Annotated in this window: 24 protein-coding genes and 1 tRNA gene; 13 read left to right on the forward strand and 12 right to left on the reverse strand. The window is 72.8% G+C overall.

Features of this window, described 5'->3' with window-relative positions; all coding sequences use genetic code 11:
• Positions 1-91: 91 nt before the first annotated feature.
• The 3 genes from O7622_RS26015 (at position 92) to O7622_RS26025 (ending at position 1729) form a co-directional block, all read left to right on the forward strand.
• On the forward strand, positions 92-601 hold the full coding sequence (locus tag O7622_RS26015; protein WP_282310777.1) for a DUF3592 domain-containing protein: 510 nt from the start codon (positions 92-94) through the stop codon (positions 599-601).
• 423 nt (positions 602-1024) lie between these two features.
• Positions 1025-1321: a hypothetical protein gene (locus tag O7622_RS26020; RefSeq protein WP_282310778.1), complete on the forward strand. Its 297-nt coding sequence runs from the start codon at positions 1025-1027 to the stop codon at positions 1319-1321.
• A gap of 57 nt (positions 1322-1378) precedes the next feature.
• Complete coding sequence (locus tag O7622_RS26025) at positions 1379-1729, forward strand: hypothetical protein (protein ID WP_282310779.1); 351 nt, start codon at positions 1379-1381, stop codon at positions 1727-1729.
• Positions 1730-1844: 115 nt separating this feature from the next.
• On the opposite strand, the gene O7622_RS26030 is transcribed toward O7622_RS26025, so the two are convergent.
• The 6 genes from O7622_RS26030 to O7622_RS26055 form a co-directional block, all read right to left on the reverse strand.
• Positions 1845-1919 (reverse strand) — tRNA-Val (locus O7622_RS26030).
• An 83-nt stretch (positions 1920-2002) separates the two neighbouring features.
• Complete coding sequence (locus tag O7622_RS26035) at positions 2003-2470, reverse strand: peroxiredoxin (RefSeq protein ID WP_120568631.1); 468 nt, start codon at positions 2468-2470, stop codon at positions 2003-2005.
• 82 nt (positions 2471-2552) lie between these two features.
• Positions 2553-2987 carry a DUF3052 domain-containing protein gene (locus O7622_RS26040; RefSeq protein ID WP_269704715.1) on the reverse strand — a complete coding sequence of 145 codons (435 nt, stop codon included), beginning with the start codon at positions 2985-2987 and terminating at the stop codon, positions 2553-2555.
• Between the two features lie 110 nt (positions 2988-3097).
• Complete coding sequence (locus tag O7622_RS26045; protein WP_282310780.1) at positions 3098-5488, reverse strand: transketolase C-terminal domain-containing protein; 2391 nt, start codon at positions 5486-5488, stop codon at positions 3098-3100.
• Positions 5489-5550: 62 nt separating this feature from the next.
• Positions 5551-6021: a MarR family transcriptional regulator gene (locus O7622_RS26050; RefSeq protein WP_282310781.1), complete on the reverse strand. Its 471-nt coding sequence runs from the start codon at positions 6019-6021 to the stop codon at positions 5551-5553.
• A gap of 544 nt (positions 6022-6565) precedes the next feature.
• A complete protein-coding gene (locus O7622_RS26055; protein ID WP_282310782.1) occupies positions 6566-6970 on the reverse strand; it encodes a YjbQ family protein in 405 nt (134 codons plus the stop codon).
• Positions 6971-7159: 189 nt separating this feature from the next.
• Between O7622_RS26055 and aceE the strand changes: the two genes are divergently transcribed.
• Positions 7160-9904 carry a pyruvate dehydrogenase (acetyl-transferring), homodimeric type gene (gene aceE / locus O7622_RS26060; RefSeq protein WP_348774041.1) on the forward strand — a complete coding sequence of 915 codons (2745 nt, stop codon included), beginning with the start codon at positions 7160-7162 and terminating at the stop codon, positions 9902-9904.
• Positions 9905-10042: 138 nt separating this feature from the next.
• Here aceE and O7622_RS26065 read toward each other — a convergent pair whose 3' ends face one another.
• Entirely contained in the window at positions 10043-10489 is a 447-nt protein-coding gene (locus O7622_RS26065; protein WP_013287829.1) for an SRPBCC domain-containing protein, read from the reverse strand.
• A 202-nt stretch (positions 10490-10691) separates the two neighbouring features.
• Between O7622_RS26065 and O7622_RS26070 the strand changes: the two genes are divergently transcribed.
• From O7622_RS26070 to gltX, 3 genes are all read left to right on the forward strand, one after another.
• Positions 10692-12005, forward strand: coding sequence for a GH1 family beta-glucosidase (locus O7622_RS26070; RefSeq protein WP_282314231.1), 1314 nt, complete (start codon positions 10692-10694; stop codon positions 12003-12005).
• Positions 12002-13279 carry an MFS transporter gene (locus O7622_RS26075; protein ID WP_282310783.1) on the forward strand — a complete coding sequence of 426 codons (1278 nt, stop codon included), beginning with the start codon at positions 12002-12004 and terminating at the stop codon, positions 13277-13279. The genes O7622_RS26070 and O7622_RS26075 overlap by 4 nt, the downstream gene beginning before the upstream one ends.
• A gap of 104 nt (positions 13280-13383) precedes the next feature.
• A complete protein-coding gene (gltX, locus tag O7622_RS26080) occupies positions 13384-14793 on the forward strand; it encodes a glutamate--tRNA ligase (RefSeq protein WP_282310784.1) in 1410 nt (469 codons plus the stop codon).
• Between the two features lie 5 nt (positions 14794-14798).
• Here the strand turns inward: gltX and O7622_RS26085 are convergent, their stop codons facing one another.
• Positions 14799-15392, reverse strand: a complete 594-nt coding sequence (locus tag O7622_RS26085) for a copper resistance CopC family protein (protein ID WP_282310785.1) — start codon at positions 15390-15392, stop codon at positions 14799-14801.
• 213 nt (positions 15393-15605) lie between these two features.
• Between O7622_RS26085 and O7622_RS26090 the strand changes: the two genes are divergently transcribed.
• On the forward strand, positions 15606-16268 hold the full coding sequence (locus O7622_RS26090) for a hypothetical protein (RefSeq protein WP_282310786.1): 663 nt from the start codon (positions 15606-15608) through the stop codon (positions 16266-16268).
• Positions 16269-16302: 34 nt separating this feature from the next.
• Here the strand turns inward: O7622_RS26090 and O7622_RS26095 are convergent, their stop codons facing one another.
• Entirely contained in the window at positions 16303-16632 is a 330-nt protein-coding gene (locus O7622_RS26095) for a hypothetical protein (RefSeq protein WP_282310787.1), read from the reverse strand.
• 143 nt (positions 16633-16775) lie between these two features.
• Here O7622_RS26095 and O7622_RS26100 point away from each other — a divergent pair, with 143 nt between their 5' ends.
• The 5 genes from O7622_RS26100 to fabF all read left to right on the forward strand — a co-directional run bounded on the left by O7622_RS26100 (position 16776) and on the right by fabF (position 21774).
• A complete protein-coding gene (locus O7622_RS26100) occupies positions 16776-18011 on the forward strand; it encodes a helix-turn-helix domain-containing protein (RefSeq protein WP_282310788.1) in 1236 nt (411 codons plus the stop codon).
• A 97-nt stretch (positions 18012-18108) separates the two neighbouring features.
• The gene (locus O7622_RS26105) at positions 18109-19278 is read left to right on the forward strand and encodes an acyltransferase domain-containing protein (RefSeq protein WP_282310789.1); all 1170 of its coding nucleotides are present in this window, start codon (positions 18109-18111) and stop codon (positions 19276-19278) included.
• Positions 19278-20222, forward strand: coding sequence for a beta-ketoacyl-ACP synthase III (locus O7622_RS26110; RefSeq protein ID WP_282310790.1), 945 nt, complete (start codon positions 19278-19280; stop codon positions 20220-20222). The genes O7622_RS26105 and O7622_RS26110 overlap by 1 nt, the downstream gene beginning before the upstream one ends.
• A gap of 83 nt (positions 20223-20305) precedes the next feature.
• Positions 20306-20545, forward strand: a complete 240-nt coding sequence (locus O7622_RS26115; protein WP_007072348.1) for an acyl carrier protein — start codon at positions 20306-20308, stop codon at positions 20543-20545.
• Between the two features lie 2 nt (positions 20546-20547).
• Positions 20548-21774, forward strand: coding sequence for a beta-ketoacyl-ACP synthase II (gene fabF / locus O7622_RS26120; RefSeq protein WP_282310791.1), 1227 nt, complete (start codon positions 20548-20550; stop codon positions 21772-21774).
• 94 nt (positions 21775-21868) lie between these two features.
• On the opposite strand, the gene O7622_RS26125 is transcribed toward fabF, so the two are convergent.
• From O7622_RS26125 to O7622_RS26135, 3 genes are all read right to left on the reverse strand, one after another.
• The gene (locus O7622_RS26125; protein ID WP_091421374.1) at positions 21869-22090 is read right to left on the reverse strand and encodes a hypothetical protein; all 222 of its coding nucleotides are present in this window, start codon (positions 22088-22090) and stop codon (positions 21869-21871) included.
• A 71-nt stretch (positions 22091-22161) separates the two neighbouring features.
• The gene (locus O7622_RS26130; protein ID WP_282310792.1) at positions 22162-23886 is read right to left on the reverse strand and encodes a glycoside hydrolase family 3 protein; all 1725 of its coding nucleotides are present in this window, start codon (positions 23884-23886) and stop codon (positions 22162-22164) included.
• 33 nt (positions 23887-23919) lie between these two features.
• Positions 23920-24411 (reverse strand): DUF3145 domain-containing protein, encoded by a 492-nt coding sequence (locus tag O7622_RS26135; RefSeq protein ID WP_282310793.1) that lies wholly within the window; start codon positions 24409-24411, stop codon positions 23920-23922.
• Positions 24412-24664 lie beyond the last annotated feature (253 nt).

The following is a 24664-nucleotide window of genomic DNA, read 5'->3' on the forward strand; positions in this document are numbered from 1 at the left end:
CACCGCTGGAGCGGACTCGCCAGCCGGGTGCGGGGCGGGACCGGCTGGCTACTGTGGGGATGCCCGGGACAGGCGGAGAAGGAGCGGCAGGATGGCTGTCGACGGAGCGGACGATGCCCCTGCCGGCCGCCCCTCGCGCTACGAGGAGGTCGTCCTCGGCCTGCTGCGGGGCGAGGGCGCGACCGTGCTGACAGCCGGCCTCTGGCTGCTCGTCACGTCCCTGTTCACCGCGCTCTTCATGACCTTCGTCGGGTGGCAGGTGTGGGAGAACCGCATGCTGGAGGCCCGGGGCCGGGTCGGCGAGGCGCAGGTGGTGCGCGCCAACCACGAGGGGCGGAGCAAGTCCCTGAACGTCGTCTACGTCTCGGGACCGGTGGGCACGACGGCGATCCTGGAGAACCCGGTGCACCGGCCGGCCGCCGGCGACGTGATAGCGGTCCGGTACGACCCACGGCACCCCACCCACCTGCGGGAGGCGGACGCGCCGATCTGGCGGTGGCCGGACTTCCTGGTGACCGTGCCACCCACGGTGGCGGGCTGCCTCGTCGTACCGGCCGAGTGGATGCGGTTCCGGCGGCGGCTACGGGAGCGGCGCGGCTGAGCGGTCACCGCTCCGGCGGACCGGCCTCCCGGGTCCACCCGGCGAAGCGGCGGTGCGGTGACCGAAGCGACAGGCCACGCCGCTTCCGAAACTCGCGCAGAGCTACCCCGAGGCGTGGCCGACAGGCCTCTGCCTACTCGCTCAGGCCCCTTGATCACAATAGAAATTACTCAATGTTCATACTTACTCCGGGCCCAGGTGTTTCCAAGTTCCGGAACCGTGTCCTGAGCAGGGAACAAATCGAATTTCCCGAAGGTGGAAATACTTTTCATGATTCTTCGTGCCGCATTCACCGAAATCGTTGTTAGCATCGACGACGTTGCATGATCGACGGTCATCGTCGATCAGGAATCGGGGGAGAGGAGCCACATGCGGAAAAGATCAGTGCGTGCGGGCGTCATCGGTGCGATCGCGGTTGCGGGGGTGGCACTGTTTCCGCAGGCCGCGCTCGCCGGCGGCGGAAGTTCGAACTGCACCGCCAACAAGTGCAGCGTCGGCGTCGCGGACTTCCCGGGAGGCACGATCTCCGTTGACGTGGACGTTTCGGGTAGCGGGACCGGAGTGTTCGTGGTAAGCGGCCCGAACAACTTCAAGTGCAGTGGCAGTTTTCCGGCTTCCGGCGGGGTCCGGTCCTATGTCTGCCGCAACGCTCCGGCGGGCGTCTACGCCGCAAGTGTGTCCGGGCCGTCCGGGCCCAGTGCGGTCGGCCTGCGCTGGTGAAGAGCCGCACTGAACTCGACTGACAATTCTCGATCGCCCTCTCACTAAGGAGATTCTGTGCGAAAGACGTTTGTCCGCGCCGGTTCGGTGGTTGCCGCGGTGTCCCTGGCGGTCGGCGCGTTCCCGCAGGTGGCACTCGCCGCCGGCAGTAGCGCCAACTGCACCGGCGCCACCTGCCAGACGAGTGGGTACGGCTTCCCCGGCGGCACGGTGTCGATCGACGCCGACACCGGCGGCACGGGGACCGCGATCTGGGGCATCAACGGGCCGAACGGCTACAAGTGCAGCACCACGTTCCCGGCCGCCGGAGGCGTCCGCTCCTGGGTCTGCTACAACGCGCCGAAGGGCACCCTGAACGCGACGGTCTCCGGTCCGGCCGGGCCGTCCGTCGTCGGCATCCGCTGGTGACGGCGGCGGCGTCTCGGGGCTGACCGGCCCGGAACGCCGTCAAGATCCGATCGAACCGGGCACCGGCGCGGTGTTCACCCTCCGCGTCGGTGCCCGTTTCGCTTCCCGAGCAGGATGGTGGGCGCGGCAGGTTTCGAACCTGCGACCCCTCGCTTGTAAGGCGAGTGCTCTCCCACTGAGCTACGCGCCCGGAACGCCCGTACGGCGGGCCGGAGCGGCCAGCTTACCTGCCCGCCTCCGGCCCCGCGAAACGACGTGCCTGGGGTGCGGGACTCAGGCGGCGACGGCCTCGGCCAGCGCCTTGCGCCAGCCCTGCTGGTCGCGCGCCTCGCCGGGCATGTTCATCTCGGCGAACCGGACCACGCCGGCCTTGTCGATGACGAAGGTGCCCCGGTTGGCGATGCCCGCGACGTCGTTGAAGACGCCGTACGCCTGCGCCACCGCGCCGTGCGGCCAGAAGTCGGACAGCAGCGGGAACTGGTAGCCCTCCCGGTCGGCCCAGATCTTGTGGGCGTACACGGAGTCGACGCTGACCGTCAGCACCTGGACGTCGTCGTTGACGTACTCGTTGAGGTTGTCCCGCACCTCGCACAGCTCGCCCTGGCAGATGCCGGTGAAGGCGAGCGGGTAGAAGACCAGCAGCACGGTCTTGCGACCGCGGAGGTCGGAGAGCCGGACCTCCTGGTTGTTCTGGTCCTTGAGCAGGAAGTCGGGCGCCTCGGCGCCAACCTCGATGGGCATGCGTGCTCCCTCGGGGATCGGGTCTGGAGATGATCAGCCTGCCACACCCGGCGACCGCGGTCGCCGGGTGTGCGGCGCCGCCCTACTTCTTGCTCTTTGATCCGCGACGCATGACGAGGCGTGCCCCGCTCCAGTCGCGGCCGGCGTTGACGGTGGAGGTCTGCTGGAGCCCGGCCGTCTGCGCGCTCTCCGCGACCTCGCTCGGCTCGACGTGACCGTCGCGGCCGGCCTTCGGGGTCAGGAGCCAGACCACGCCGTTGTCCGCGAGCGGCCCGAGGGCGTCGACGAGGAGCTCGAACAGGTCACCGTCGCCGTCGCGGTGCCAGACCAGAACCGCGTCGACCACCTCGTCGGTGTCCTCGTCGACGAGTTCGCCACAGCGGTCGGTCAGGGCGTCCCGGAGATCGGTGTCGACGTCGTCGTCGTAGCCCATCTCCATGACGACCATGCCCGGCTCGATACCGAACCGGTCCGCCAGGCTGCGTACCCCGTCGGCCTGGCCAGCGGTCGCGCTCACTGTCGAGTGCCTCCTCATCTATCCCTGCTCGTGGCGTCGGGTGACACCGTCGGGCTCAGTCCACACAGTTGCGGCTCGCCGCGCAAGTGGCGCACCGGGTGGAACGGAATTTACCGTGCCAGCAGCGTACGGGCACCCTGGGTGATGGCCTCCGCGGAGACCAGCACCTGACGGGCAGCCGGACCTAATGGTACAAACGAGTCAAGTGCGGCTACGCGGCGTGCGGCGCCCACGTACCCGGTGTCGACGAGCGCGGACAGCACGCCCTCGCCCACCCCGCCGGTTCGCCGCGTCTCGTCCACCACCAGCACCCGGCCGGTCGCCGAGGACTCCCTGATGATGTCGGCCACCGGCAGCGGGGCCAGCCAGCGCAGGTCCACCACCCGGCTGCCCACGCCCTCCTCGGCGAGCGTGGCGGCGGCGCGCAGCGACATCCGCACTCCGTTACCGAACGTGATGATGGTGAGATCCTCGGCGGAGCCGATCCCGTAGACGCGGGCCCGCCCGATCGGCACGTGCCGGTCCGCCCAGGCGCCCGGCTCGGCGTACTCGGCGGCCCACTCGTCGTCACCGTCCGTGTACAGGTCACGCACGTGGTAGAGCGCGATCGGCTCCACGAACACGCAGACGCCGCCGTCCACCCGGGCCGCCGCCAGGCAGGTCCGCAGCATCGGCGCGGCGTCGTCCGGCCGGGCCGGCACGGCCACCACCAGCCCCGGTACGTCCCGCAGCGCCCCCAGCGAGTCGTCGTTGCGGTCGTGGCCGCCGAGTCCTTCCGGGCTCGCCAGGCCGGGCACCCGCACCACCATCGGGTTGCGGAACGCGCCCCGCGACAGGAACCGCATGGTGGCCGCCTCGCCGCGGAGCTGGTCCTCGGCACCGTGCAGCAGCGTGAGGTGGCGGATCTCGGGCACCGGCAGCAGACCGGCCAGCCCGGCGCCCAGCCCGAGCCCGAGGATCGAGGTCTCGTCCGGCAGCGTGTCGAACACGCGCGCCGCCCCGAACCGGTCCCGCAGCCCCTCGGTCACGCCGTACACCCCGCCCTGTGCGGCGACCTCGTGGCCGAACACAGCCGTCCCGGGGTGGTCGAGCATGCCGTCGGCGAGCGCGGCGTTGATGCTCTGCGCCAGCGTCAGCGGGCCGGTCAGCTCCGGCGGCTTGCCGCCGAAGGCCTCCGCCCGCGCCCCGGCGCCCGGCCCGGCCGCGTGTTCCGCCGCCTCGGCGACCGCGCGGGACACCCGCACCGGCCGGCGCGGCGCCAGCTCCCGCACGATCTCGACCGGGGACGCGAGCTTCGGCTCGTCCAGCACCTCCTCGGCGACGCGGCGCAGCTGCCAGCCCCGCTCGTCGTAGCGGGCGAGCAGTTCCTCGCCACCGGCGTACCCGGAGGTCACCAGCAGCCGCGCGGTGGCCAGCAGCGGGTCGCGGGCCGCGTCGCCGTCACCCTGTGCCATCAGCCGGACCGCGCTCAGGTGCAGCACGGCGGGCCGGCGCTGCCGGCGTACCCACTCCGCCGCCTCCGCCGCGACCCGGTGGGTCGCGACCACGTCCGTGGCGTCGGCGGCGAAGTACCTGATGCCGGGCCGGGCCCGCAGCGTGGCGGCCACCCAGCCCTCGGCGGAGGCGCCGCTGTCCGCGCAGACGAACAGCACCGGGATGCGCAGGCCGGTGTGGTCGTACCAGCCGGTCGTGTTCAGCGCGGCGGTGGCCGAGGCGTGGTCGACAGCGGCGTCGTCGAAGGCGCAGACCACCACGGCGTCGGCGGGCCAGGGCGCCGCCCCGGCCTCGCCGTCGGCGGGCCGCGCGCCGCGGCGCAGCCGCTCCAGCGCGAGCCCCAGGCCGACGGCGCGCGGCAGGTGCGAACCGGCGGCCGAGGTGGTCGGCACGACCGCCAGGTCCGCGCGGCCGAAGACCTTCGCCCGCCCGCCGGCGGCGGGTTCCTCGGCGGACGCGACGATGCCGCGCAGCACGTCGCGCGCCGCCGCCGCGAAGGCGTCGTCGGGCGCGGGCTGCGGCAGATCGGGTACGACGACAGTCGCGTCCCCGTCCGCGTCCACGACGATCCCGGCGCCCACGGGAAGGCTCCCCGCCTCCGCCTCCCCGGCGTCGGCGTCGGCGTCGGTCGCAGGCGGCCGGTCCGGTGGGGTGGGGGCGGCGGGGAAGGCGCCGGCGGCCTGGGCGGCGCGCAGGCAGTAGAACGCGCCGGAGCGGGCGTGCAGCAGCGCGGGATCGGTCGGCCGCAGCGCGGCTGCTACCGCGGCGTCGCCCTCGTGACCGGCCGACTCGACAGTGAAGTACCCCTCACCGAAGCCCGACAGCCACCGCCCGGCCAGGTCGAGCAGCCGGCTGGTCAGCTGCGCGTCGAACAGGGCCAGCGCCTGCGCCCCGGTCAACGGCCCGCCGTCGGGCAGCGGTTCGCCCAGGTCGCGCCGCTGGTCGGGCGCCCCGAGCGCGGCCAGTTCGGCTCGGAGCCGGTCGTCGAGATCGTGCGGGGTGCTCACGCGGACAGCATTACCGACTCGGGCCCGCCTCGCCCACTCGGACACGTTCCGCCCGGTGTGGCTCAGACCTGGCCACACTCCTGCGGGCAGCCTCCGTCGGAGACCTTCAGCACCAGGTCCCGCAGTGTGGCCAGTTCGTCGGTGCTCAGGGCGTCGAGGAGTCGGGAGTCCGACATCACCTGGCGGACCCGGTCGCGTACCTGCCGCCCCCGCCCGGTGACCACGAGCGCCTTCTGCCGCCGGTCGGCCGGGTCGGTACGCCGTTCCACCAGCCCGGCCTGCTCCAGCTTGTCGGCCAGGCCGGTGACGTTGGACCTGTCGCAGCCGAGCTGCTCGGCGAGGTCACGGGCCGGGAGCGGGCGGTCCGGGTCCAGCTCGTGCAGCGCCCGGGCGACCGCCGGGGTGAGGCCCAGTGCCGCGATCCCCTCGTCCTGGTGGTGCCGCATCGCGGCGGCGACGCGCAGGATCCGGCGCACTGTCTCCCCGGCCAGGTCCGCCCGGTCACGGACGATGGGAACGGTGGATCGCGCCATCCGATCATCGTATGGGCGAGTCGATCTTCGATCAGCCGAACGGTCAGGCACCTCGTGCAACCGATTGCCGATCATGAAGCGCTGTTCGGCGGGAATTCCCGGCCGGTCGTCCGCGCGTCACCTTCCGGCCATCGACGTCCGTGAGGCTGCCGGGAGTCGACGAACCGGACTCCGGGGAGGAAACCGTGGCTCTGTCCCGACGTACCCGCCGACCGGCTCGCACCCGTGGCTGGCGTTCAACCCGCACCTGCGCTTCCAGAACAACCTTCGGGGGTACGTCCGCACCACGATCACCCCGACCGAGCTGACCGCCGGCTTCGACGTGCTGCCGTACGTGAGCCGGCCGGACGCGCCCGCGTACACCCGGGCCACGTTCGTGATCGAGGACCGCGTACCCGGGCTGAACCTGACGTACGACCGGCCGCCGGCCGCGGCGCGCACCGCCGCCCCCCGGCGTCGACCGGGGCCGGCAGACGGTGGAGGCGGAGACGGTCCGCCCGTGACGGCGCGGCCGGGCCGGGCGTCGCGCGCCCGGTCCGGCCGGTCAGCCGGCCAGGAACGAGAAGCGCACCTGACGGTCGGGGTTGTCGCCGTTGGTGTCGACCAGGCAGATCGACTGCCAGGTGCCGAGCTGGAGCCGCCCGCCGAGCACCGGCAGCGTCGCGTACGGCGGCACGAACGCCGGCAGCACGTGGTCGCGGCCGTGCCCGGGTGAGCCGTGCCGGTGCCGCCACCTGTCGTCGGTGGGGAGCAGGTCGTCGAGCGCCCGGAGCAGGTCGTCGTCGGACCCGGCGCCGGTCTCGACGATCGCCAGCCCGGCGGTGGCGTGCGGGACGAAGACGTGCAGCAGGCCGTCGCCGGCCCCGGACACGAACCGCTCGGCCTCGCCCGTGATGTTCCGGACGGTCGGCCGGGAGCCGGTCCGGACGGTGATCACCTCACTGCGCATACGGCGCATTCTGCCGCAGTGCCCGGTTCGCCGCCCCACCCGCCGTTAGCGCATCCGGTGATCGCGCAAAGTTACTGATGGGTACCTGTGTTCAGCGTCGCGTCTGGGGGTGGGAGAGGTGACGACACGCGCCAACAGAGGGCAGGATGGCGCTAGAGACCTATCCCACACGAAACCGAGGGAACGCCTGTGGCTACGGAACGCAAGCGCCCGGTGATCACCGCTGGTCTGCCGAGCCAGCTTCCGGACATCGACCCTGAAGAGACCAGCGAATGGGTCGAGTCACTCGACGGTGTCATCGACGAGCGCGGGACAAAGCGAGCCCGGTACGTCATGCTGCGCCTGCTGGAGCGGGCCCGCGAGCGGCAGGTCGGGGTGCCGTCCCTGACCACCACCGACTACATCAACACGATCCCGCCGGAGCGCGAACCGTGGTTCCCGGGTGACGAGCACGTCGAGCGGCGACTGCGCGCGTACATCAGGTGGAACGCCGCGATGCTGGTGCACCGGGCGCAGCGCCCGGAGATCGGCGTCGGTGGGCACATCTCCACGTTCGCCAGCTCGGCGTCCCTCTACGAGGTGGGCTTCAACCACTTCTTCCGGGGCAAGAACCACCCGGGCGGCGGCGACCATATCTTCTACCAGGGTCACGCCTCCCCCGGCATGTACGCGCGGGCGTTCCTGGAGGGCCGGCTCGGCGAGAGCCAGCTCGACGGCTTCCGGCAGGAGCTGTCGCACCCCGGCGGCGGGCTGCCGTCGTACCCGCACCCCCGGCTGATGCCGGACTTCTGGGAGTTCCCCACCGTCTCCATGGGCCTCGGGCCGCTGAACGCGATCTACCAGGCGCGGTTCAACCGCTACCTGCAGCACCGCGGCATCAAGGACACCTCCCAGCAGCACGTCTGGGCGTTCCTCGGCGACGGTGAGATGGACGAGGTCGAGTCGCTCGGCGCGATCGGCGTGGCCGCCCGCGAGGAGCTGGACAACCTCACCTTCGTGATCAACTGCAACCTCCAGCGCCTGGACGGACCGGTCCGCGGCAACGGCAAGGTCATGCAGGAGCTGGAGGCGTTCTTCCGGGGCGCCGGCTGGAACGTCATCAAGGTGGTCTGGGGCCGCGAGTGGGATCCGCTGCTCGCCGCGGACACCGACGGCGCGCTGGTCAACCTGATGAACACCACGCCCGACGGTGACTACCAGACCTACAAGGCGGAGTCCGGGGCGTACGTGCGGGAGCACTTCTTCGGCCGCGACCCGCGGACCCGCAAGATGGTCGAGCACCTGTCCGACGACGAGATCTGGAACCTCAAGCGGGGTGGCCACGACTACCGCAAGCTCTACGCGGCCTACAAGGCGGCGATGGAGCACACCGGCCAGCCGACGGTGATCCTCGCCAAGACGATCAAGGGCTGGACGCTCGGCTCGCACTTCGAGGGCCGCAACGCCACGCACCAGATGAAGAAGCTGACGCTGGAGGACCTGAAGCTCTTCCGCGACCGCCTCTACCTGGACATCCCGGACAAGTCTCTGGAGGAGAACCCGTACCTCCCGCCGTACTACACCCCGGGCGAGAAGTCCGACGAGATCGCCTACCTGAAGGACCGGCGTCAGCAGCTCGGCGGCTACCTGCCCACCCGCAGCACCGCGCACAAGACGCTGGTCATCCCGGGCACCGAGCGGTTCTCCGACGTCAAGCGCGGCTCGGGCAAGCAGAAGGTCGCCACCACGATGGCGTTCGTCCGCCTGCTCAAGGACATCATGAAGGACAAGGAGTTCGGCAAGCGCTGGGTGCCGATCATCCCGGACGAGGCCCGTACCTTCGGTATGGACTCGCTGTTCCCGACCCAGAAGATCTACTCGCCGCACGGCCAGCGCTACACCTCGGTGGACCGGGAGCTGTTCCTGTCCTACAAGGAGTCGACCACCGGCCAGATCCTGCACGAGGGGATCAACGAGGCCGGGTCGGTGGCCTCGTTCACGGCCGCGGGCACGGCGTACGCCACCCACGGCGAGCCGATGATCCCGCTGTACATCTTCTACTCGATGTTCGGCTTCCAGCGCACCGGCGACGGGTTCTGGGCGGCGGCGGACCAGATGGCGCGGGGCTTCGTGCTCGGCGCGACAGCCGGCCGGACCACGCTCAACGGTGAGGGCCTCCAGCACGAGGACGGCCACTCGCTGCTGCTCGCCGCCACCAACCCGGCGGTGGTCTCCTACGACGCGGCGTTCGCCTTCGAGCTGGCGCACATCGTGGAGAACGGCCTGCACCGGATGTACGGCGAGGCGCAGGAGAACATCTTCTACTACCTCACCGTCTACAACGAGCCGATCTTCCAGCCGGCCGAGCCGGAGGGCGTGGACGTCGAGGGCATCGTCAAGGGCATCCACCGTTACTCCCCCGCGCCGCAGGTAGGCGACGACGCGCCGAAGGCGAACATCCTCGCCTCCGGCACCGGCATGCAGTGGGCGCTCAAGGCCCAGCAGCTGCTCGCCGAGGACTGGGGCGTGTCCGCCGACGTGTGGTCGGTGACGTCCTGGACCGAGCTGCGCCGCGACGCGGTCGAGTGCGAGGAGCACAACCTGCTCAACCCGGGCGAGGAGCCGCGGGTGCCGTACATCGCGCGGAAGCTGGCCGACGCCGACGGGCCGAAGGTCGCTGTGAGCGACTGGATGCGCGCGGTGCCGGACCTGATCGCCCGCTGGGTACCCGGGGACTACACCTCGCTCGGCACCGACGGGTTCGGCATGTCGGACACGCGGCACGCGCTGCGCCGCCACTTCCACGTGGACGCCGAGTCGGTGGCCGTGGCCACGCTGCGCCAGCTCGCGCTGCGCGGCGTGGTGCCGGCGCACGTGCCGGCCGACGCGGCCCGCAAGTACGCGCTGGACGACGTCAACGCCGCCCCGGTCGGCGAGACCGGCGGCGACAGCTGAAAGGAAGGGCCCCTTCTTAACGCCTCCGGTAGAGGAGGGGCCCCTTCTTAACACCTCGGGCACAGACGACGACGGCCCGGCGTCCCTGGCGGGAACGCCGGGCCGTCACCATCGCGGGCGACGCCGGGACGGGCTCGGTCAGCCGACGGCGGCCAGGTCGGTCAGCCGGGCCAGCGAGTCCTCCAGGTCGGCGCCGACCCGGCGCAGGCCGAGCCGGAGCAGGGCCGCCTTGACGGGTCCGGCGGGCCACCGCACGACGATCAGGCGTACGACGGTGCCGCCGCCCTCCTCGTCCGGGGTCAGCTGGACGTAGATCTCGGTGCGCGCCTCGGCCCGGGCACCGGCACCCTTCGCGCGTTCGCGCCAGCCGATCAGGGTCGGCTCCTGGAAGGCGATCACCTCGGCCTCGTGCGCGGCGCCGCGTCCGGCCTGGACCAGCTGCCGCCGCCCGAATCCCTCCCCGGACAGGACCTCGGCCGCGCGGACTCCCGCCAGCCAGGCCGGCAGCTGCTCGGCGCGCTGCACGACGTCCCAGACCACATCCACCGGCGCCGCCACGTGCGCGCTTCGTTCCACGAGGATCATGAGTATCTTTCCCCCACTTAAATCACATCCGCGATATTTGGCACTCTATGTGTAAATCGGACTTAAGCGGACGGGTTCGGAAAAGACACGCCGAACTCCCTTGCGTCATCCACCCATGACGGCCTATGGCGCGGCAGTCCGCGGAGCCCTAGAGTCGCGAGCACGCTTCATGTTCCTGGAGGGTGACTTGACGACCGCGCCGATGCCCGAGTTCCCCGCCGGCTTCCGCTGGGGGGTCTCCACCTCCGCGTACCAGATCGAGGGCGCGACCACAGTCGACGGGCGCGGTCCGTCCATCTGGGACACGTTCGCCCACGACCCGGGCCGCATCGCCGACGGCAGCACCGGCGACCAGGCATGCGACCACTACCACAGGTACGCCGAGGACACCGCGCTGCTGGCCGGGCTGGGGGTGTCCGCGTACCGCTTCTCGATCGCCTGGCCCCGGATCCAACCGGCAGGCACCGGCCCGGCCAACGCCGCCGGGCTGGACTTCTACGACCGGCTGGTGGACGGCCTGCTCGCCGCCGGCGTGGACCCGGTCGCCACGCTGTTCCACTGGGACCTGCCACAGGCACTGGAGGACGCCGGCGGCTGGCTCAACCGGGACACCGCCGCCCGCTTCGCCGAGTACGCCGACCTGACCGCGGCCCGCCTCGGCGACCGGGTGAAGCTCTGGATCACGCTCAACGAGCCGTTCATCCACATGAGCCTCGGCCACGGCGTGGGCGAGCACGCGCCCGGCCGCACGCTGCTGTTCGACGCCTTCCCGGTGGCCCACCACCAGCTCCTCGGGCACGGTCTCGCGGTCGCCGCGCTGCGCGCCCGCAGCACGTCCCCGGTGGCGATCGCCAACAACTACTCACCGGTGCGGCTCGCCGGCGACACCGACGCGGACCGGGCCGCCGCGGCGGCGTACGACGCGCTGCACAACCGGCTGTTCACCGATCCGCTGCTCGGACGCGGCTACCCGGACGCGCTCGGCCCCGAGCCCGCAGTGGTCCGCGACGGCGACCTGGACGTGATCGCCGCCCCGATCGACGTGCTCGGCGTCAACTACTACAACCCGACCGGCATCCGGGCGCCGGAGGCGGACTCGCCGCTGCCGTTCGAGATCGTGCCGCTGGAGGGCTACCCGCGCACCGCGTTCGACTGGCCGGTGGCCCCGGACGGCCTGCGCGAACTGCTGCTCCACCTGCACGAGCGGTACGGCGACGCGCTGCCGCCGATCCAGGTCACCGAGAGCGGCTGCGCGTACGACGACGTGCCGGACGCCGACGGCCGGGTACACGACCCGGAGCGGATCGCGTACCTGGACGGGCACATCCGCGCGGTGCACCAGGCGATGGCCCGGGGCGTGCCGGTGACCGGGTACTTCGTCTGGTCGCTGCTGGACAACTGGGAGTGGGCCGAGGGCTTCACCAAGCGGTTCGGCCTGGTGCACGTCGACTTCGACACCCAGCGGCGGACGCCGAAGTCGTCGTACACCTGGTTCCGGGATCTGGTCCGGCGGTGACCACTGTGAACCCGACGCCGGCCTCGCTGCCGGCGGCGCTCGCCGAGCCGACCGTCCCGGTACGGCGGAGCTGGATCGCGCTGATCTTCGCGGCCAACCTGGGCGTCTGGATGGCGTTCTTCACCCCGATCCAGGTGCTGCTGCCACAGCAGGTGGAACGGATCGCCCCGGCCGACAAGGAGGCCATGCTGGCGGTGGTCACCGGCCTCGGCGCGCTCGCCGCGGTGCTGGCGAACCCGCTCGCCGGGGCGCTGTCCGACCGCACCTCGCTGCGGCTGGCCAACCGGCACCTCGGCCGCCGGCACGTCTGGACCGCGCTCGGCGCGGTCATCGGCGCGCTCGCCCTGGTGCTGCTGGCCCGGCAGAACACCATCGCCGGGGTGGCGGTGGCCTGGGTCGCCGCGCAGGTCTGCTTCAACGCGATGCTTGCCAGCCTCACCGCCGCGATCCCGGACCGGGTGCCGGTGGCGCAGCGCGGCGGCGTGTCCGGCTGGGTGGGCATCCCGCAGGCGCTGGGTCTGGTGCTCGGCGCGGTGCTGGTCACCGCCGTGGTCACCGGCAACGCGGCCGGGTACGCGGCGATCGCGCTCGCCGTGCTGCTGCTGTCGCTGCCGTTCGCGCTGCTGACCAAGGACGACCACCTGCCCCGGGAGCACCGCTCACCGCTGCGGCTGCGCTCGCTGTTCGCCTCGATGTGGATCAACCCGCGCCGCCACCCCGACTTCGCCTGGGCGTGGTTCACCCGGTTCCTGGTGCAGACCGGCAACGCGCTGGGCACGCTCTACCTGCTCTACTTCCTCACCGACGGGGTACGGGTGGCCGATCCCGAGGGCTCCCTGCTGGTGCTGATCCTGCTCTACACGCTGGGCATGATGCTCACCGCGGTGGTCGCCGGGCGGCTGTCCGACCGCTCCGGCCGGCGCAAGGTCTTCGTGATCACCTCCGGCCTGATCATGGCGGTGGCGGCGGTGCTGCTCGCGGCGGCGCCGACCTGGCCGATGGCGATCGTGGCGGCGCTGCTGCTCGGCGCGGGCTACGGCGTCTACCTGGCCGTGGACGCCGCGCTGATCACCCAGGTGCTGCCCGCCGCCACCGACCGGGCCAAGGACCTCGGCGTGATCAACATCGCCAACTCGGCGCCGCAGGTCCTCGGGCCGGCGCTGTCCGCGCCGATCGTCGTGCACCTCGGCGGCTACCCGACGCTGTACGCGGTCACCGCGGCGGTCACCCTGCTCGGCAGCGCCCTGGTCGTGAAGATCCGCTCCGTGCCGTGACGTCCGCTGGCCGCCGCCCGTGTTAAGAAGGGGCCCCTTCACCTCCGCAGACGTTAAGAAGGGGCCCTTCCTTACTCGGTGGCGGTCCGCCGTAGGCTGGGGGCGTGACGGTACGTGTACGCTTCGCCCCTTCCCCGACCGGTATGTTCCACGTCGGCGGCGCCCGTTCGGCGCTGCAGAACTGGATCTTCGCCAAGCAGCAGGGCGGGGTGTTCGTGCTGCGCATCGAGGACACCGACGCGGCACGTAACCGGCCCGAGTGGACCGAGGGCATCCTGTCCGCGCTCGACTGGATCGGCATCACCCGGGGCAGCTACGAGGGCCCGTACTTCCAGTCCTCGTACGCGGGCGAGCACCGGGCCGCCGCGCAGCGGCTGTACGAGGGCGGCCGGGCCTACTACTGCGACTGCACCCGCGAGGACGTGCAGGCGCGTACCGGCCCGCAGCAGCGCGGCTACGACGGCTTCTGCCGCGACCGCGGCCTTCCGCCGGGCGAGGGCCGGGCACTGCGCTTCCGTACGCCCGACGAGGGCGAGACAGTGGTGGTCGACCTGGTCCGCGGCGAGCCGACGTTCGAGAACAAGCTGATCGAGGACTTCGTCATCGCCCGCGGTGACGGCTCCCCGGTGTTTCTGCTGGCGAACGTGGTCGACGACATGTCGATGGGGATCACCCACGTGATCCGGGCCGAGGAGCACCTGCCGAACACCCCGAAGCAGCAGCTGCTGTGGGACGCGCTCGGCGTCAAGCCGCCGATCTGGGCGCACGTGCCGGTGGTGGTGAACGAGAAGCGGCAGAAGCTGTCCAAGCGGCGGGACAAGGTCGCGCTGGAGGCGTACCGGGACGAGGGCTACCTCGCCGACGCGATGCGCAACTACCTGATGCTGCTGGGCTGGGCGCCGTCGGGCGACCGGGAGATCGTGCCCTGGTCGGTGATCGAGGAGGAGTTCCGGCTCGACGAGGTGAACCCGTCCCCGGCTTTCTTCGACGAGAAGAAGCTGCGCGCGTTCAACGGCGACTACATCCGGGCGCTGCCGGTGGAGGACTTCGTCGGGGCGTGCCGGCCGTGGCTCACCGGCACCGGGACCATCGCCCCGCCGCCGTGGCAGCCCGACGAGTTCGACCCGGCCGCGTTCGCGGCGGTGGCCCCGCTGGCGCAGACCCGGATCGCGGTGCTCAGCGAGATCGTGCCGAACGTCGACTTCCTGTTCCTGGCCGACCCGCTGATCGACGAGGCGGCCTGGGCCAAGGCGATGAAGGAGGGCGCCGCCGACCTGCTGGACGCGGCGATCGTCGCGTTCGAGGCGCTGGAGTCCTGGGACGCCGAGTCGCTGAAGGCCACGCTGGAGGCGGTCGGCGCGGAGCGCGGGCTGAAGCTGGGCAAGGCGCAGGCGCCGGTGCGCGTCGCGGTCACCGGACGCACCGTCGGCCTGCCGCTGTTCGAGTCGCTGGAGGTGCTCGGCCGCGACCGTACGCTGACCCGGCTGCGCGCCGCCCGCGTACGCCTGGTCTGAGCCGCTCAGCGCCGGGCGGCGCGGCGGCGTAGCAGCAGCCCGCCCCCGAGCGCGGCGAGCACCACCACCGCGCCGGCCGCCCACAGCCAGCCCGTACCCCCGTCGTCGTCCGCCTCGGCGGCGGCCGGGGTCGGGCTCGCCGGGGACGGCGCGGCGCTGGTGGGCACGGCGGTGGGCGTCGCGGTCGGGGCGGTCTCCGTGGGCGTCGCGCTCGCCGACGGCGCCTCCGCCGGGGTGCCGGTGGTCAGTGTGAACCGGACCTCCCCCTTGATCGGGTGGCCGTCGTCGGAGGCCAGCCGGTAGGTCACGATGTAGAGGCCGGCCGCGCCCGGCCGGAACGGCACGATCACGCGCTTGCCGGAGAAGGTCGGCGCGCCGCCGGTCGCGGCCACATTGTCCGGGCCGGTGACTGTGACCTCGGTCGTGGCCTCCTTCGGCGTGGCGAGGAACCGCAGCTCGATCCGCTCCGGCGCGGCGGTCAGCCGGGCCCCGTCGCGCGGATCGCTGCCGGTCAGCGAGTTGTGCGCGGCGGCCGGCGCGGCCGGCAGCAGCGCGAACGCCGCCACCACCCCGAGCACCACCGCCCAGGTACGTGCCACACGGGCGACCCTGCCCCCCATGGTTCCCTCCGTCCGGGTAGGATCCGGCCGATGATCATCGGCCGCTCATTGGTCGGTCTCAGCTCGCAGATAGTTCCAAATACTCTTCCACCAGCTGCAACCGAGCGCCGTTCTGCGGAGTCTTTGTGGTGGACACCGGTCCAGTGTGACCTGCAGCGGAAGCCAGCCATCGAACGGGGCGAGGAGGCGGCGATGGTCCGAAGGGTGAGACGGCTGCTTGGCGCCGTGACCGGGAGCGTGGCGGCCCTGGCGTGCACGCTGGCCCTGGCCGGCACGGCGGCGGCCCAGGCCGCGCCCAAGCCGAAGCCGGCCCCGACCGGTGTCGACATCAGCGGCGAGCGGCTCGACGCGCCGCTGAAACTGCGTTCCGACACCAGCCCGAACGAGGTCAACCTGGTGATCGACCAGGTCAAGTGGCTGGGCACGACGGGCCAGCTGCGCGGCCCGGCCGCGAAGGATCTCGGTCCGAAGTACACGGTGGTGGTGCTCGCCGCCGCCGGCCCGCAGCGCACCTACGACCTGTTCCCGCTGGCCAAGGGCGGACCCCGGATCTACCGGCCGGGCAAGCAGCCGGACCTGAGCAGCACCCGGGCCGGCTGGTTCTTCGGGCGGCTCAACATGCCCGAGACGCTGCGCTCGGTCGGCGTGCCGATGCCGGCGCAGTTCGACACGCTCGCCGGGGGCATCGGCGGCGGCGAGCGGGTGCTTCCGGAGGAGGCGCTCGACCCGGTGCAGAACATCGACACCGCGCTCGGCGAACTCCAGCGGCTGCTGCTGCTCAACGTGGGCATCGTGCTCGTCATCACCGCCGGGCTGGCCGGCATCGCGCTGCTGGTCCGCCGCCGCACCCGCTGAGCCCGGCCGCACCCGGTCGCCGGCAGGCGGCGCGTCAGCACCAGCGGCGCGGCGGGCGCTCCCGGCGTGCGGTGCGGTTGCGCGGGCGTACCGCGCCGTGACGGTGGGCACCCGCCCAGCCCGACAGGTCGCTGCGGCAGCTCCGGTCGGCCGGCTCGTCGTCGGCCAGGTGCGCCGGCTCCGCCGCCCGCTGCCGGGGCACGCCCGGCTCGTCCTCGGCACGCTCCGGCACCCGGCCGGCCGGCTGCTCCCCCTGGTGGTTCAGGCACGGCCGGCGCGGATGCGTGGCAGTCGCCGGCTGGTCGTGACCCCGCCGGCAGGCCTCACCCTGGGCGCAACCGTGCTCGGCCTCCCCCTGCGCCATCCCCGGCCCCCTTCACGTGTCGCCCTCGCCCGCCCGGCCGGAGTCTGGCCCGGCGTGCCCTGACACCGTACTGGCCCGGCCGGACGAGATCGTCAGCGCGTACCGGTGGAGATCGTCACGCCGCGGCGAGGCGTCACCTCGAAGTGGATCCGCTGGCCACGCCGTGTCACGCTGATGCGGTGAGCGAACCGGGCGGAACGGAGACGTCGGCGACGCTGCGCCGCGTCGAGCGGGCGGCGGGCGGCCTGGCCACCGCCAGCGTGGCCCGGATGGACGAGACGCTGCCGTGGTTCCGTGAGCTGCCCGCCGACCAGCGCTCCTGGGTCATGCTCGTCGCCCAGGCCGGCGTGCGCTCGCTGGTGCAGTGGCTGCGCCAGGGCGGCGGCGCGACCGACCGCACCCAGGAGGTGTCGGACGAGGTCTTCGCCGCCGCGCCGCAGGCGCTGGCCCGCTCGATCAGCCTCCAGCAGACCGTGGCGCTGATCAAGGTGACCATCGACGTGGTCGAGGAGCAGGTGTCGGAGCTGGCCGTACCGGGCGAGGAGCAGTCGCTGCGGGAGGCGGTGCTGCGCTTCTCCCGGGAGATCGCGTTCGCCGCCGCGCGCGTCTACGCCCGGGCCGCCGAGAGCCGCGGCTCCTGGGACGCCCGGTTGCAGGCGCTGCTGGTCGACGCGCTGCTGCGGGGCGACTCCCCGGACGTGCTGGCCAGCCGCGCCGCCGCCCTGGGCTGGACGGACGCGCCGCCGGTGGCGGTGGCGGTGGGCCGCTCCCCCGGCGGCGAGGTGGCGGCCGTGCTGCACACCGTCTACCGACAGGCCCGGCGGATCGGCGTCGAGGTGATCGGCGGCGTGCACGGCGACCGCCTGGTCATCGTGCTGGGCGGGGCGGCCGAGCCGGTGGCGGCCACCGAGAAGCTGCGTACCGCCTTCGGTGAGGGGCCGGTGGTGGTCGGCCCGGCGGTGCCCAGCCTGGACGAGGCCACCGAGTCGGCGCGGGCGGCGCTGGCCGGGTTCCGGGCCGCGCCGGCCTGGCCGACCGCGCCGTGCCCGGTCGCCGCCGACGAGCTGCTCCCGGAACGCGCGCTGGCCGGTGACACCGAGGCCCGCCGCCGGTTGCGTCACGACGTGTACGCGGCACTGGCCCGCTCCGGCGGCGAGCTGCTGGAGACGCTCGACGCGTTCTTCGCCGCCGGCGGCACGCTGGAGAGCGCGGCCCGGGCGCTGTTCGTGCACCCGAACACCGTGCGCTACCGGCTGAAGCGGATCGCCGAGGTGACCGGCTTCTCGCCGCTGGCCCCGCGCGACGCGTTCGCGTTGCAGGTCGCGCTGACAGTGGGACGCCTCGACCCGGTGGTGCCGACGGTATCCGACCGGCGATGATCACCGACGATCTTTGTAGGTTTCCTCTAAAGGTTCTAGTGCGGTTTGGTGCCGTACGTTACAGCGCGGCACGCCGGTATCCGTCAGAGTCGTACACGTGCTCGCCGTACTCTCTCCCGGACAGGGTTCGCAGAAGCCCGGCTTCCTCGCGCCGTGGCTCGACCTCCCCGGCGCCGAGGCGCGTCTGCGCTGGTGGTCCGCGCTGGCCGGGGTGGACCTGATCCACCTGGGCACCCGGGCGGACGCGGACGAGATCAAGGACACGGCCCGTACCCAGCCGCTGCTGGTCGCCGCCGCGCTGCTCGCCGCCGAGCACCTGCCCATGCACGACGTCGGGCTGGTCGCCGGGCACAGCGTCGGTGAGCTGGGCGCCGCCGCGCTGGCCGGGGTGCTCCCCGCCGAGGCCGCCGTGACGCTCGCCAGCGTACGCGGACGGGAGATGGCCGCCGCCTGCGCGCTGGAGCCGACCGGGATGGCCGCCGTGCTCGGCGGTGACCCGGACGAGGTGATCGCCGCGCTGACGGCGCACGGGCTGCACCCGGCCAACCGCAACGGCGCCGGTCAGGTCGTGGCCGCCGGCGCCGCCGACGCGCTGGACAAGCTCGCCGCCGAACCGCCCGCCCGGACCCGGGTCATCCGGCTCCAGGTCGCGGGCGCGTTCCACACGCCGTACATGGCGCCGGCCGAGACCGCTCTCGCCGCGGTGGCCGCCGGTGTCCCGGCCTCCGCCCCGGCCCGGATCCTGCTGTCCAACCTCGACGGCACGCCGGTCACGCACGGCCCCGAGACGGTGCGGCGTCTGGTCCGGCAGGTGACCGCGCCGGTCCGCTGGGACCTGTGCGTGCGCACGCTGGCCGACCTCGGCGTCACCGGCGTGATCGAGCTGCCACCGGCCGGCACCCTGGCCGGGCTGGTCAAGCGGGAACTCAAGGGCGAGGGCGCACCCGAGATCGTCACCCTGAACAACCCGGCCGACCTGCCCGCCGCGCGCCGCCTGATCGCCCGGCACGCCGGCCCCGCCGCCCGGCCGACCGCGCCGCCGTTCCGGGTGGTCGTCTCCCCCGCCGCCGGCCGCCTCGACCGGTCGGCCGGACCGGCCGAGGGCGCCGAGGTACGCGCCGGTGAGGTCCTCGGCCACGTCACCGGCGTCCGGGGGCCGGTCGAGGTGACCGCACACGACAACGGGCCGCTCGTCGAGTGGCTCGCACAGCACGACGACCCGGTCGCACCGGGCCAGCCCCTCGTCCGTATCGGAGGAACGCACTAATGGCCGGCAGCCGGATCGTCGCGATGGGGCACTACCAGCCCTCCCGCGTCGTCACGAACGACGAGATCGCCCAGATGGTCGACACCAACGACGAGTGGATCCGGGACCGGGTCGGCATCGTCACCCGCCGGATCGCGGGCGACGAGACGGTGGCCGACATGGCCACCGCCGCCGCAGGTAAGGCGCTCGCCAACGCCGGGCTGACCGCCGCCGACATCGACCTGGTCGTGGTGGCGACCTGCACGTCCGTGGACCGCAGCCCCAACGTGGCCTGCCGGGTCGCGGCCAAGCTGGGCATCAACGCGCCCGGGGCGTACGACCTCAACACCGCCTGCTCCGGTTTCGCGTACGCGCTGGGCACTGTGGACCACGCGATCCGGGCCGGCGCGGCGCGCAACGCGATCGTCATCGGCGCGGAGAAGCTCTCCGAGTTCACCGACTGGACCGACCGCTCGACCTGCATCATCTTCGCCGACGGCGCCGGAGCGGCGGTGGTCAGCGCGACCGCCGACGACGAGCCGGCCGGGATCGGGCCGGTGGTCTGGGGTTCCGCGCCGGAGAAGAGCGACGCCGTCCGGATCGAGGGCTGGCAGCCCTACATCAGCCAGGAGGGGCAGTCGGTGTTCCGCTGGGCCACCACTGCGCTGGCCCCGCTCGCGCTCCAGGCGTGCGAGCGCGCCGGGGTGGACCCGTCGGAGCTGGCCGCGTTCGTGCCGCACCAGGCCAACGCCCGGATCATCGACGGCATCGCCAAGCGGCTGAACATCCCGGACGCGATCATCGCCAAGGACATCGTCGAGTCCGGCAACACGTCGGCGGCGAGCATCCCGCTGGCCCTGTCGAAGCTGGTCGAGCGGCGGGAGGTGCCCTCGGGCGCCCCGGTGCTGCTGTTCGGTTTCGGCGGCGGCCTGACCTACGCCGGTCAGGTCGTGCGCTGCCCCTGAGACCCCCTCGGGCGCGAACGCGCCGAGGTGTGTGACCGGCGACGCCGGTCACCGGTAACCCCCGATGAGAGGAACCAACCGCAATGACCCGTGACGAGATCACCGCCGGCCTCGCCGAGATCCTCGAAGAGGTTGCCGGGGTGAACCCGGACGACGTGGCCGAGGGGAAGTCCTTCACCGACGACCTCGACGTCGACTCGCTCTCCATGGTCGAGGTCGTGGTGGCGGCCGAGGAGAAGTTCGGTGTCAAGATCCCGGACAACGAGGTGCAGAACCTCAAGACCGTCGGGGACGCGGTCAGCTACATCGAGGCGCAGTCCTGATCATGAGTCGTCCCGACGTCGTCGTCACCGGGCTCGGCGCGACGACCCCGCTCGGCGGGGACGTCGCGTCGACCTGGGACGCCATGCTCGCCGGCCGCTCCGGGGTGAGTGCGCTCACCCAGGAGTGGGCCGCGCAACTGCCCGTCCGGATCGCCGCCGAGCTGGCGGTCGACCCGTCCGAGGTGCTGGACCGGGTGAAGCTGCGCCGGCTGGACCGCTCGGAGGCGATCGCCATCATCGCCGCCAAGCAGGCGTGGGCAGACGCCGGTCTGGACGAGGCCGGTCCGGACCCGGAGCGCCTGGCGGTGAGCGTCGGCTCGGGCATCGGCGGCGCCACCACCCTGCTCGCCCAGGACGACATCCTGGAGGCGTCCGGACCGCGGCGGGTCTCCCCGCACACCATCCCGATGCTGATGCCGAACGGCCCGGCCGCCTGGGTCGGTCTGGAGCTGGGCGCCAAGGCCGGCGTCCACACGGTGGCCAGCGCCTGCGCGACCGGCGCGGAGGCGATCGCGCTGGGCCTGGACATCATCCGCGCCGGCCGGGCCGACGTGGTGGTGGCCGGCGGCACCGAGGCGGTCATCCACCCGCTGCCGATCGCCGGCTTCAGCTCGATGCGGGCCATGTCGACCCGCAACGACGAGCCGGAGCGGGCCTCCCGGCCGTGGGACTCCGGTCGCGACGGCTTCGTGCTCGGTGAGGGCGCGGGCGTGGTGATCCTGGAGCGCGCCGACCACGCCGCCGCCCGGGGCGCCCGGGTGTACGCGCGCCTGGCCGGCGCGGGGATCACCTCGGACGCGTACGACATCGTGCAGCCGCACGCCGAGGGCGAGGGCGCCATCCGCGCCATCGCCCGGGCGGTCGCCGACTCGGACGTGGCCCGTACCGACATCGTGCACGTCAACGCGCACGCCACCTCCACCCCGGTCGGGGACATGCTGGAGATCGGCGCGCTGCGTCAGGCGGTCGGCGACCACCCGGTGCTCACCGCCACGAAGTCGATGACCGGGCACCTGCTCGGCGCGGCCGGCGCGCTGGAGTCGATCGCCACCATCCTGGCCATCCGGGACGGTGTGATCCCGCCGACGATCAACCTGGACGACCCGGACGAGGGCCTGACCCTGGACGTGGCAGCGCACAAGGCGCGTCACATGGAGATCCCGGCGGCGCTGAACAACGCGTTCGGCTTCGGCGGGCACAACGTGGCGCTGGTCTTCACCCGCCCCTGATCGGATGTAAGGAAGGGCCCCTTCTTAACAGCTCCGTGTTAAGAAGGGGCCCTTCCTCTACCGCAGGCGTTAAGAGGGGGCCCTTCCTTACACCTCAGCCGCGGTTGCGGGGGTGCTGCCGGGCGGTCCGCTCGTTGCCGCGCCGGTAGTTGCCGGTCCACCGGGCCATGGTCAGTTGCGGGTCGTCGCCGACCTCGGCCAGGAACTGCGCGGCCCGGCCGCCGCGCAACGTGCCGGCGACCCGGCCGTGATGCGTGATGACCACCGTGCCGTCGGCGCGCTCGACGTAGCGGAAACCCTGTGCTGCCTCTCCCATGGGCGCCACCCTGCCAGCCGGGGCCGCCCGGACGCATCCGGGTTTCGGCGCGATCCGGGCGGGCGGCCGGGTCAGGTGCGGCAGGTGGTGGCCGGCAGGCCGGCGACCGGCACCGGGGAGCGGCCCGCCGGGCGGGCCTTGCCGGCGAGCACCGCGGCGAGCCCGGTCATCGAGGCGCGGGTGGACGAGTAGGTCGCCATCAGCGTCGGGGACTTCGCCCCGGACAGCACGTACGGCGTGTCCATCGCCACCGTCACGGCGGCGTCGGCGTTCAGGTCCTTCGCGCCGTCGCCGTATCCGACCAGGTGCACCACCGTGCCGCCGGAGGGCACCACCCTGACCCCGGCGGCGGTGAGCGCCTCGGTCAGCAGCTTGCGGGTGCGCTCCCGGCCACCGGAGGAGGTCACGCTCACCGGGCCGCTCACCGCGCCGCCGCACTTGCCGCGCAGCACCGTCACGGCGGCGGTGGCCAGGTCGTCGGCGGCCTTGCGGTGGGCGGCGCCGTCGAGCGTGGACAGCGCCGGGGTGTCCCGCCCGGCCAGCCGGAACTTCATGGTCAGCACCCGGGTGACCGCCTCGACCAGGCGGGCGCGGGGCAGCGAGCCGTCCTTGAGCGCGGCGCGCAGCCCGTCGTACGCCTGGGTGACGTTCGGGGTCATCAGGATGAGGTCGTTGCCGGCGTCGAGCGCGCGTACGGCGGCCTCGCCCGGCGACCACTTCTTCGCCGGGGCCATGTTCATCCCGTCGGTGATCACCACGCCCTGGAAGCCGAGCTGGCCGCGCAGCACGTCGGTGAGCAGCTTGCGGGAGAACGTCGCAGGGGTGCCCGGGTCGACCGCCTTGACGTCCAGGTGGGCCGACATCACCGCCATGGCTCCGGCGCCGATGCCGGCGCGGAACGGCGGGAACGCGAGGCGGTCCAGCTCGGCGCGGGACTGCTTGATCACTGGTAGTTCGGTGTGCGAGTCCTCGGCGCTCAGGCCGTGTCCGGGGAAGTGCTTGACCGCGGCACCGACGCCCTCGGCCTGCAGGCCGCGTACCGCGCCCGCCACCTGGGGGGACGCGGTCGCCGGGTCGGCGCCGAAGGACCGGGAGCCGATCACCGCGCTGCGGGTCGCCAGCACGTCGGCGACCGGGGCGAAGTCGAGGTTGACGCCCATGGCGGCCAGCTCGGCCCCGGCGGCCCGCCAGGCGGCCTCGGTCAGCGCCGGGTTCCCGGCGGCGCCGGCGGCGAGCGGGCTGGGCAGCAGCGTCACCCCGTCGGTGATCCGGGTGACCACGCCGTACTCCTGGTCGGTGCCGATCAGGAAGGGCGCGGCACCGGCGGGCAGCTTGCCGGCGGCGGCGCGCAGTCCGTCGGTGAGCGCACGGACCTGCCTGGGGTTGTCCACGTTCGTGGTGGCCTGGTTGCCCGAGGTGGGGTCGTCGGCGCTGAAGCCGACCAGGATCACCCCGCCGAGCCGGTACTTCGCCACCATCTCGGCGGGGGTGTCGACGCCGGCGAGCGCCCGGTTCCCGGCCGCCGAGGCGGCTGACACCTGGGTGGCGGAGCTGCCGTAGGCGTACGGCATCAGCACCTGCCCGACCAGGTCCTCGTCGCTCAGCGTGCCGACGAGCGCGGCCGCGCGGGCGGCCGGATCGGCGGCCGGCGGCTCACTCGGCGCGGGTGCGACCGACGACGGTGCCGGGCTCGACGGGGCAGGTCGGGGCCGGTCCGGCCCGTCCGAGCACCCGGAGACGAGCAGCGCGGTCAGTGCGGCGAGCGCGACGGCGGAGCGCCGCGGGGAAATCGACACGCGGCCCACCGTATCGGGGCAACTCGGCCGCCGTCACCCGACCTGGGTGAGCAGCGTCACCGGCGCACCGTCTCCGGCGTACCGGTAGGGCTCCAGTTCGGCGTCCCAGGCGGTGCCGAGCGCCTTGTCCAGGGCGTGGGCCAGCGCCTCCGGGCTGCGCGCGGCGGTCATCAGGCTGCGGAGCCGGTCCTCGCCGAGCTGGATGTCGCCGGCCGCGCCGACAGCGGCGCGGAACAGGCCGCGGCCCGGTACGTACATGAAGCGCTCGCCGTCGACGCCGGGACTGGGTTCCTCGGTGACCTCGAAACGGATCATGGGCCACTGCCGGAGGGCAGCGGCCAGCTCCGCGCCGGTCCCCGGGCTGCCGGTCCAGCCGCACTCGGCGCGACGGGCGCCCGGGTCGGCGGGCTGCGCCGTCCAGTGCAGGTTGACCGGCGCAGCGAGGACGCGCGCGATCGCCCACTCGACGTGCGAGGACACGGCGAGCGGGGTCGAGTGGACGTATACGACGCCACGCGTTGGCACGGTGACCTCCCGGTGAGCCGAGGTGCGTCTTCCCCTACGACCTCGTCCTACCGAGTGGTACCTGGCACACATGATGACCCGTGTGACTGGTGGTGCGCCAGCGAATCGGAAAATCCGCCGGGCCCCGGGGCGGGAAATACCCGGAGGGTGGACCTGGTTGTGCCCTCTGACGCCGCGACGACCAGCCAGGTGTCGTGGTCGTGTACAGTTCTCTGGGCGGTTCTGTGCCGCCGTACATCTTCGCGGGCCGGCG

It is taken from the genome of Micromonospora sp. WMMD1076 (assembly GCF_029581475.1).
Classification (GTDB): domain Bacteria; phylum Actinomycetota; class Actinomycetes; order Mycobacteriales; family Micromonosporaceae; genus Micromonospora; species Micromonospora aurantiaca.